The following is an 8,213-nucleotide window of genomic DNA, read 5'->3' on the forward strand; positions in this document are numbered from 1 at the left end:
GGCATCCGGGGCCCTCTCAGGTACAGCTAGCGCAGCGTCGTGGCGCGGGCCTCGCGGCGGTTGTGCCGGAAGGTGTTGGCCTTCCGGGTCGTCGCGAAGAGCGGAATGGTCGCCGCCATCGCGATCTGCAGGGCGCAGCCGGTCTGGAGCAGCAGCTGACCGCCCGGGGCGTCGAACGCCCAGGCCGCCAGCAGCCCCATCGCGCTGATGATCCAGCAGAGCATCGCCACCGCGAGAACACCCCGCGGCTTGGGGTATTCGACCCGGCTCACCATCAGCCAGGCCACCCCGATGATCGCCAGCAGCGTCGGGACGAACGGCAGCTCCAGCAGCACGATCGAGACGACCGTGAGCGCGCCGAAGGGGCTCGGCATGCCCTGGAACATGCCGTCCTTCATCGTCACGCAGCTGAATCTCGCGAGTCTGAGCACCACGGCGAGCAGCACCACGATCGCGGCCAGCGCCGACATCTTCTGGTGCGCGTCGACGGCGACCATGCCGTACACGAGCACGAAGTAGGCCGGCGCGAGGCCGAAGCTGATCAGGTCGGACAGGTTGTCCAGTTCGGCACCCATCGGCGAGCTGCGCAGCTTGCGGGCCACGATGCCGTCGAAGAGGTCGAAGACCGCGGCGAGCAGCATCAGTATCACTGCCGTCGCGGCGCTGTTACGGGCCATGCCCGATTCGCCACTGCCGGTGAGGTGCGGGATGAGGATTCCGGTGGTGGTGAAGTACACCGCCATGAATCCGCACGTCGCGTTACCGAGAGTGAGGGTGTCCGCTATCGACAGCCGCAGCGAGAGCGGCATGTCGTCCTCGGCGGACTCCACCTCGGCAGGTTCGGGAACCCAGCCCGCGGCCGGAGTCTCAGGGTCAGTCACGGTCAATTCGTGTCACCCCCGCGGTGGTGGCCTGACCGACCTCGACCGCGACCTCGACGCCCTCGGGGAGGTAGATGTCGACGCGGGAGCCGAAGCGGATCAGACCGATGCGTTCGCCCTGCTCCACCTTGGTTCCGGCCGGCAGGTACGGCACGATGCGACGGGCGACGGCGCCGGCGATCTGCACCATCTCGATGTCACCGAGTTCGGTGTCGAAGTGCCAGACAACGCGCTCGTTGTTCTCGCTCTCCTTGTTGAACGCCGGGACGAATCCGCCGGGGATGTGCTCCACGGACGTCACCGTGCCCGCGAGGGGCGCACGGTTGACGTGGACGTTCAGCGGGCTCATGAAGATCGCGACCCGGGTCCGTCCGTCCTTCCACGGCATGATGCTCTGCACCACACCGTCGGCGGGCGAGATGACACGGCCCTGAGCGATCTCACGCTCGGGGTCGCGGAAGAACCACAGCATGCCCGCGGCGAGCGCGGTTGCGGGCACGGCCGCCGCGGCCCAGCGTCCGGACTTGCGGGCCCGGGTGAGGCTGAGCGCCGCGGTGGCGACGGTCGGCAGAAGCCACGGCGATGCTCCGCGCGCGAGGCGTACGCCAAGGAGGCTGTCGCGAGGTGCAGAGGTTTGGCTGTGGGGCATGGATGACCTTCGTAGCGGGTGATTGCCGCGCCGCAAACAGGGGGACGGGACGGCGGCTTTACTGGAATGCTATCGGTTGCGCGCAACAACTGGGCAAGCCAGAAGCCGAGTCGATGACGGTCAGCCAGTCACTGCCAGTGATCCTTTCGCAACGAACCCATGGATGATTCGCTGCAAAAGGGACTTTCAGCCCTGAAGCCGGTACTCCTCGAGCAGGCGTCGCCCGATGATCATTTTCTGGATCTCGGCGGTACCCTCACCGATCAGCAGCATCGGGGCCTCCCGGTAGAGACGCTCGATCTCGTACTCCTTCGAGAACCCGTATCCACCGTGGATACGGAAGGCGTCCTCGACGACCTCCTTGCAGTACTCGGAGGCGAGGTACTTCGCCATCCCTGCTTCGAGGTCGTTTCGTTCCCCGGAGTCCTTTTTGCGTGCTGCATTGACCATCATGGCATGGGCGGCTTCGACCTTGGTAGCCATCTCGGCCAGCTTGAACTGGATCGCCTGGTGTTCGGCGATCGGCTTGCCGAAAGTGTGACGTTGCTGGGCATAGGAGACACCCAGTTCGAAAGCACGCTGAGCGACGCCGCAGCCACGCGCCGCCACGTTGACGCGGCCGACCTCGACCCCGTCCATCATTTGGTAAAACCCTCGGCCCGTCTGCCCGCCGAGTACCCGATTGGCCGGAATGCGCAGTCCGTCCATGATGAGCTCGGTCGTGTCGACGCCCTTGTAGCCCATCTTGTCGATCTTGCCGGGGATGGTCAGGCCGGGACGGACCTCACCGAAGCCGGGCTCCTTCTCGACGAGGAAGGTCGTCATCGACTTGTGGGGCGCCGTGCCCTCGGGGTGTCCTTCGTCACTCCGGACGAGAACGGCCACCAGCGTGGAGCTGCCGCCGTTCGTCAGCCACATCTTCTGGCCGTTCAGGACGTACTCGTCACCGTCCTTCACCGCCTTGGACGAGATGGCCGACACGTCGGAGCCCAGCGCCGGCTCGGACATCGAGAACGCGCCGCGCACCTCGCCCAGGGCCATGCGCGGGAGGAAGTGGTCCTTCTGCTCCTGCGTGCCGTGCTGCTTGAGCATGTACGCGACGATGAAGTGTGTGTTGATGATGCCCGAGACGGACATCCATCCACGGGCGATCTCCTCGACGCACAGGGCGTAGGTGAGGAGCGACTCACCCAGGCCGCCGTACTCCTCCGGGATCATCAGGCCGAAGAGGCCGAGTTCCTTGAGGCCGTCGACGATCTGCTGCGGGTACTCGTCACGGTGTTCGAGCTCGGTCGCGACCGGGATGATCTCCTTGTCGACGAACTCCCGGACGGTCTTGAGGATCTCCCGCTGGACGTCGGTCAGCCCGGCGGTCTGGGCGAGTCGGGCCATGGCTACTTCCCCTGTTCCTTCAGCGTGGGCCGGCCGGGCTGCTCGCCGCCGCGCTCCTTGATGTACGTCTCGGTCGGGACCATCACCTTGCGCCGGAAGACGCAGACGAGGGTGCCGTCCTGCTTGTAGCCCTTGGTCTCGACGTAGACGATGCCGCGGTCGTTCTTCGACTTCGACGGGGTCTTGTCGAGGACCGTGGTCTCGCCGTAGATCGTGTCGCCGTGGAAGGTCGGCGCCACGTGCCGCAGGGACTCGATCTCCAGGTTGGCGATGGCCTTCCCCGAGACGTCCGGCACGGACATGCCGAGCAGCAGCGAGTAGATGTAGTTGCCCACGACCACGTTCTTGCCGAAGTCGGTCGTGTTCTCGGCGTAATTGCTGTCCATGTGGAGCGGGTGGTGATTCATGGTCAGCAGACAGAAGAGGTGGTCGTCGTACTCGGTGACCGTCTTTCCGGGCCAGTGCTTGTAGACCGCCCCGACCTCGAACTCTTCGTACGTACGTCCGAACTGCATGGGACTCAGGCCTCCGGGATCTCGAACTTGCTGGTGCGCTGCATCCCGCCGGCCCGGCCCTTGCCCGCGATGACCAGGGCCATCTTGCGGCTGGCCTCGTCGATCATCTCGTCGCCGAGCATCGCGGAGCCCTTCTTGCCGCCGGCCTCCGAGGTGCACCAGTCGTACGCGTCGAGGATCAGCTCGGCGTGGTCGTAGTCCTCCTGCGAGGGGGAGAAGACCTCGTTGGCCGCGTCGACCTGGCCCGGGTGCAGCACCCACTTGCCGTCGAAGCCCAGCGCGGCGGCCCGGCCGGCCACCTCGCGGTAGGCGTCCACGTCACGGATCTGGAGGAAGGGACCGTCGATCGCCTGCAGGTTGTGCATGCGGGCCGCCATCAGGATCCGCATCAGGATGTAGTGGTAGGCGTCCGCCGGGTAGCCGGGCGGCTGCATGCCCACGACCAGGGACTTCATGTTGATCGAGGCCATGAAGTCGGCGGGGCCGAAGATGATGGTCTCCAGCCGCGGCGAGGCGGCGGCGATCTCGTCGACGTTCACCAGGCCCTTGGCGTTCTCGATCTGCGCCTCGATGCCGATCTTGCCGACCTCGAAGCCCATGGTCTTCTCGATCTGCGTCAGCAGCAGGTCCAGCGCCACGACCTGCTGGGCGTCCTGGACCTTCGGCAGCATGATGCAGTCGAGGTTCTGGCCGGCGCCCTCGACCACCGTGACGACGTCACGGTAGGTCCAGTGCGTGGTCCAGTCGTTGACGCGCACGACGCGGGTCTTGCCGGTCCAGTCGCCGTTGTTCAGCGCGTCCACGATCGTGTGGCGGGCGCCTTCCTTGGCGAGCGGCGCGCAGGCGTCCTCCAGGTCCAGGAAGACCTGGTCGGCCGGCAGGCCCTGGGCCTTCTCCAGGAACCGCGGGTTCGAGCCGGGTACCGCGAGGCAGGAGCGACGCGGGCGAAGGCGGTTCACCGGGTGGACGGGCGTGGTCATGCGGGGACCTCCGTGCTTTCAACGAATTCGTTGTTCATGTCGAGGGGGGCGAGCTTGTTGGCCTTGCGGATCTCGTCGACGATACGGCCGATGATCTCCGTGATGCCGAAGTCCTTCGGTGTGAAGACCGCGGCGACACCCGCGGCCTTGAGCGTCACGGCATCGGCGTTCGGAATGATGCCTCCGACGATGACGGGGATGTCACCCGCCCCCGCCGCGCGCAGCCGCTCCAGGACGTCCGGGACCAGAGCGCTGTGCGAGCCGGACAGGATGGACAGTCCCACGCAGTGCACGTCCTCGGCCAGCGCCGCGGAGGAGATCTCCTCCGGCGTCAGCCTGATGCCCTGGTAGACCACCTCGAAGCCGGCGTCGCGGGCGCGGACGGCGATCTGCTCGGCGCCGTTGGAGTGCCCGTCCAGGCCGGGCTTGCCGACGAGCAGGCGCAGCCGGCCCGAGCCGAGCTCGTCGGCGGTGCGGGACACCTTCTCGCGGACCTCGTGCATCGGCGTACCGGGCTCGGCGGTGACCGCGACCGGGGCCGAGGAGACCCCGGTCGGGGCACGGAACTCGCCGAACACCTCGCGCAGGGCGCTGGACCACTCGCCGGTGGTGACACCGGCGCGGGCGCACTCCAGCGTGGCCTCCATCAGGTTCTCGGTGCCCGCCGCGGCCTCCTTGAGGCGCTCCAGCGCCTGCTGGGTGGTGGGGAAGACGTACGGGTCGCCGTCCCCCTGGCGGTCCGAGGACTCCTGCCGCTCGGCGCGCCAGCGGCCGATGCGCTCGACGGTCAGCGCCTCCACGGCGCTGTCGACCGTCATGATGGCGCCGTCCAGGTCGGCCGTGAGCGGGTTCTCCTCGGTCTGCTGGAAGCAGTTGACACCGACGATCTTGTCCTCGCCGGCCTCGATCCGCGCCCGCCGTTCGGCGTGCGAGGAGACCAGCTGGGACTTCAGGTACCCGGACTCGACGGCCGCCATGGCGCCGCCCATCTCCTGGATCCGGTCGATCTCGGCCAGGCAGTCGGCGACCAGGGAGTCGACTTTGGCTTCGATGACGTGGGATCCGGCGAAGATGTCCTCGTACTCCAGCAGGTCGCTCTCCAGCGCCAGGACCTGCTGGATGCGCAGCGACCACTGCTGGTCCCAGGGCCGGGGCAGACCCAGCGCCTCGTTCCAGGCGGGCAGCTGCACGGCGCGGGCGCGCGCGTCCTTGGAGAGGGTGACCGCGAGCATCTCCAGCACGATGCGCTGGACGTTGTTCTCCGGCTGGGCCTCGGTCAGCCCCAGGGAGTTGACCTGGACGCCGTAACGGAAGCGACGCTGCTTCGCGTTCTCGATGCCGTAGCGCTCGTGGGTGACCTTGTCCCAGATGCGGCTGAAGGCGCGCATCTTGCACATCTCCTCGATGAAGCGGACGCCCGCGTTCACGAAGAAGGAGATCCGGGCGACGACCTCACCGAAGCGCTCCTCGGGCACCTGGCCCGAGTCGCGCACCGAGTCGAGGACCGCGATCGCCGTGGACATCGCGTACGAGATCTCCTGGACCGGGGTGGCCCCGGCCTCCTGGAGGTGGTACGAGCAGATGTTGATCGGGTTCCACTTGGGAATGTGGTTGACCGTGTACGCGATCATGTCCGTCGTCAGCCGCAGGGACGGCCCCGGCGGGAAGACGTGCGTCCCGCGCGAGAGGTACTCCTTGACGATGTCGTTCTGGGTGGTGCCCTGGAGCTGGGCGATGTCCGCGCCCTGCTCCTCGGCGGCCACCTGATAGAGCGCCAGCAGCCACATGGCCGTGGCGTTGATCGTCATCGAGGTGTTCATCTGCTCCAGGGGTATGTCCTGGAACAGCCGGCGCATGTCGCCCAGATGGGAGACCGGGACCCCGACCCGGCCCACCTCGCCGCGGGCGAGGATGTGGTCGGGGTCGTATCCGGTCTGGGTCGGCAGGTCGAAGGCGACCGACAGACCCGTCTGGCCCTTGGCGAGGTTGCGGCGGTACAGCTCGTTGGACGCCTCGGCCGTGGAGTGGCCGGCGTACGTCCGCATGAGCCACGGACGGTCCTTCTGGCGCTCTGTCATCTCAGGCTGTCCCTTAGGCCTTTGAACGGTCTCAGACGTTACGGAAGCGGTTGATCGCGTCGAGGTGCGTCGCACGCAGCTCGTGATCGCGCACGCCCAGGCCCTCCTCGGGGGCCAGCGCGAGGACGCCGACCTTGCCCTGGTGGAGGTTGCGGTGGACGTCGTAGGCGGCCTGGCCGGTGTCCTCCAGGGCGTAGACCTTCGACAGGGTCGGGTGGATCTTGCCCTTGGCGACCAGGCGGTTCGCCTCCCACGCCTCGCGGTAGTTCGCGAAGTGCGAGCCGACGATCCTCTTGAGGGACATCCACAGGTAGCGGTTGTCGTACTCGTGGTTGTAGCCGGAGGTCGAGGCGCAGGTGACGATGGTGCCGCCCTTGCGGGTGACGTAGACGCTCGCGCCGAAGGTCTCGCGGCCCGGGTGCTCGAAGACGATGTCCACGTCCTCGCCGCCGGTCAGCTCGCGGATGCGCTTGCCGAAGCGCTTCCACTCCTTCGGGTCCTGGGTGTGCTCGTCCTTCCAGAACTTGTAGCCCTCGGCGTTGCGGTCGATGACCGCCTCGGCGCCCATGGCCCGGCAGATGTCCGCCTTCTCGGGGCTGGAGACCACGCAGATCGGGTTGGCGCCGCCGGCGAGCGCGAACTGGGTCGCGTACGAGCCGAGGCCGCCGCTGGCGCCCCAGATCAGGACGTTGTCGCCCTGCTTCATGCCGGCGCCGTTGCGGGAGACCAGCTGGCGGTAGGCGGTGGAGTTGACCAGACCGGGGGAGGCGGCCTCCTCCCAGCTGAGGTGGTCGGGCTTGGGCATCAGCTGGTTGGACTTGACCAGGGCGATCTCGGCCAGGCCGCCGAAGTTGGTCTCGAAGCCCCAGATGCGCTGCTCGGGGTCGAGCATCGTGTCGTTGTGGCCGTCCGAGGACTCCAGCTCGACCGAGAGGCAGTGGGCGACGACCTCGTCGCCGGGCTTCCAGGCGTTGACGCCGGGGCCGGTGCGCAGCACGACGCCCGCGAGGTCGGAACCGATGATGTGGTAGGGCAGGTCGTGGCGCTTGGTGAGCTCCGACAGGCGCCCGTAGCGCTCCAGGAAGCTGAAGGTGGACACGGGCTCGAAGATCGAGGTCCACACGGAGTTGTAGTTGACCGAGGAGGCCATGACGGCGACCAGGGCCTCGCCCGGGCCCAGCTCCGGCACCGGGACGTCGTCCAGGTGAAGGGACTTGCGCGGGTCCTTCTCGCGTGTCGTCAGCCCCGCGAACATCTCCGCCTCGTCCTTGTGCACGGTGATCGCGCGGTACGAGTCGGGCAGCGGCAGGGCCGCGAAGTCTGCGGCGGTGGCGGACTGCGACTGAATCGCGTCCAGGATGTCCTTCACGGTAGAGCCTCCGGCTAGCGCTGGTGAGGGTGCGCTGAGGGGAACGGGGTGCGTGGTGCGGGTGTGCCGTCGGTCCGGCGGTGCGGTGCTGCTGGGCGACGCCCGTGGTGAGGCGTGCGATGCCTGGTGACGCAGGCAATCCGGGGCGCGTTCCATGCCGTGTGGGCGTGGGTCGCGGGGACATCCGGACGTCTTCAACGTATGGCACCCCGTGTCACCCGGCAAGGCACCGCGTGCCAAAACTTTCTCTCATTTGCCGATTGACCTGCACCGATGAGCGATGATCGATCAGAGTTACCCGCGAGTAGGGGCAAGCCGGACATACGAAAGCGGCCGCTCCCGGAACGGG

At 67.4% G+C, this 8,213-nt stretch carries 7 protein-coding genes; all 7 read right to left on the reverse strand.

What is annotated here, in order from left to right; all coding sequences use genetic code 11:
- Positions 1-26: 26 nt before the first annotated feature.
- The 7 genes from pssA to ccrA all read right to left on the reverse strand — a co-directional run bounded on the left by pssA (position 27) and on the right by ccrA (position 7,864).
- Entirely contained in the window at positions 27-887 is an 861-nt protein-coding gene (pssA, locus tag ACWGIU_RS21620; RefSeq protein ID WP_453708134.1) for a CDP-diacylglycerol--serine O-phosphatidyltransferase, read from the reverse strand.
- A complete protein-coding gene (locus ACWGIU_RS21625; RefSeq protein WP_030010161.1) occupies positions 874-1,530 on the reverse strand; it encodes a phosphatidylserine decarboxylase in 657 nt (218 codons plus the stop codon). Before ACWGIU_RS21625 ends, pssA begins: the two co-directional genes overlap by 14 nt.
- A 186-nt stretch (positions 1,531-1,716) precedes the next feature.
- A complete protein-coding gene (locus ACWGIU_RS21630; RefSeq protein ID WP_189967951.1) occupies positions 1,717-2,922 on the reverse strand; it encodes an acyl-CoA dehydrogenase family protein in 1,206 nt (401 codons plus the stop codon).
- A gap of 2 nt (positions 2,923-2,924) precedes the next feature.
- Positions 2,925-3,437, reverse strand: a complete 513-nt coding sequence (locus tag ACWGIU_RS21635) for a MaoC family dehydratase (protein WP_030010163.1) — start codon at positions 3,435-3,437, stop codon at positions 2,925-2,927.
- Positions 3,438-3,442: 5 nt separating this feature from the next.
- Positions 3,443-4,417 (reverse strand): HpcH/HpaI aldolase/citrate lyase family protein, encoded by a 975-nt coding sequence (locus ACWGIU_RS21640; RefSeq protein ID WP_453708136.1) that lies wholly within the window; start codon positions 4,415-4,417, stop codon positions 3,443-3,445.
- Positions 4,414-6,495, reverse strand: coding sequence for a protein meaA (locus tag ACWGIU_RS21645; protein ID WP_453708138.1), 2,082 nt, complete (start codon positions 6,493-6,495; stop codon positions 4,414-4,416). Before ACWGIU_RS21645 ends, ACWGIU_RS21640 begins: the two co-directional genes overlap by 4 nt.
- 31 nt (positions 6,496-6,526) lie before the next feature.
- Positions 6,527-7,864 (reverse strand): crotonyl-CoA carboxylase/reductase, encoded by a 1,338-nt coding sequence (ccrA, locus tag ACWGIU_RS21650; protein ID WP_453708140.1) that lies wholly within the window; start codon positions 7,862-7,864, stop codon positions 6,527-6,529.
- Between the last annotated feature and the right edge of the window lie 349 nt (positions 7,865-8,213).

The organism is Streptomyces sp. NPDC054840, from assembly GCF_053611065.1.

What these genes read in the sequence shown, in the direction of transcription:
- ACWGIU_RS21625 (WP_030010161.1), bottom strand. Translation starts at nt 1,530, where the DNA reads ATGCCCCACAGCCAAACCTCTGCACCTCGCGACAGCCTCCTTGGCGTA.
- ACWGIU_RS21630 (WP_189967951.1), bottom strand. Translation starts at nt 2,922, where the DNA reads ATGGCCCGACTCGCCCAGACCGCCGGGCTGACCGACGTCCAGCGGGAG.
- ACWGIU_RS21635 (WP_030010163.1), bottom strand. Translation starts at nt 3,437, where the DNA reads ATGCAGTTCGGACGTACGTACGAAGAGTTCGAGGTCGGGGCGGTCTAC.
- ACWGIU_RS21640 (WP_453708136.1), bottom strand. Translation starts at nt 4,417, where the DNA reads ATGACCACGCCCGTCCACCCGGTGAACCGCCTTCGCCCGCGTCGCTCC.
- ACWGIU_RS21645 (WP_453708138.1), bottom strand. Translation starts at nt 6,495, where the DNA reads ATGACAGAGCGCCAGAAGGACCGTCCGTGGCTCATGCGGACGTACGCC.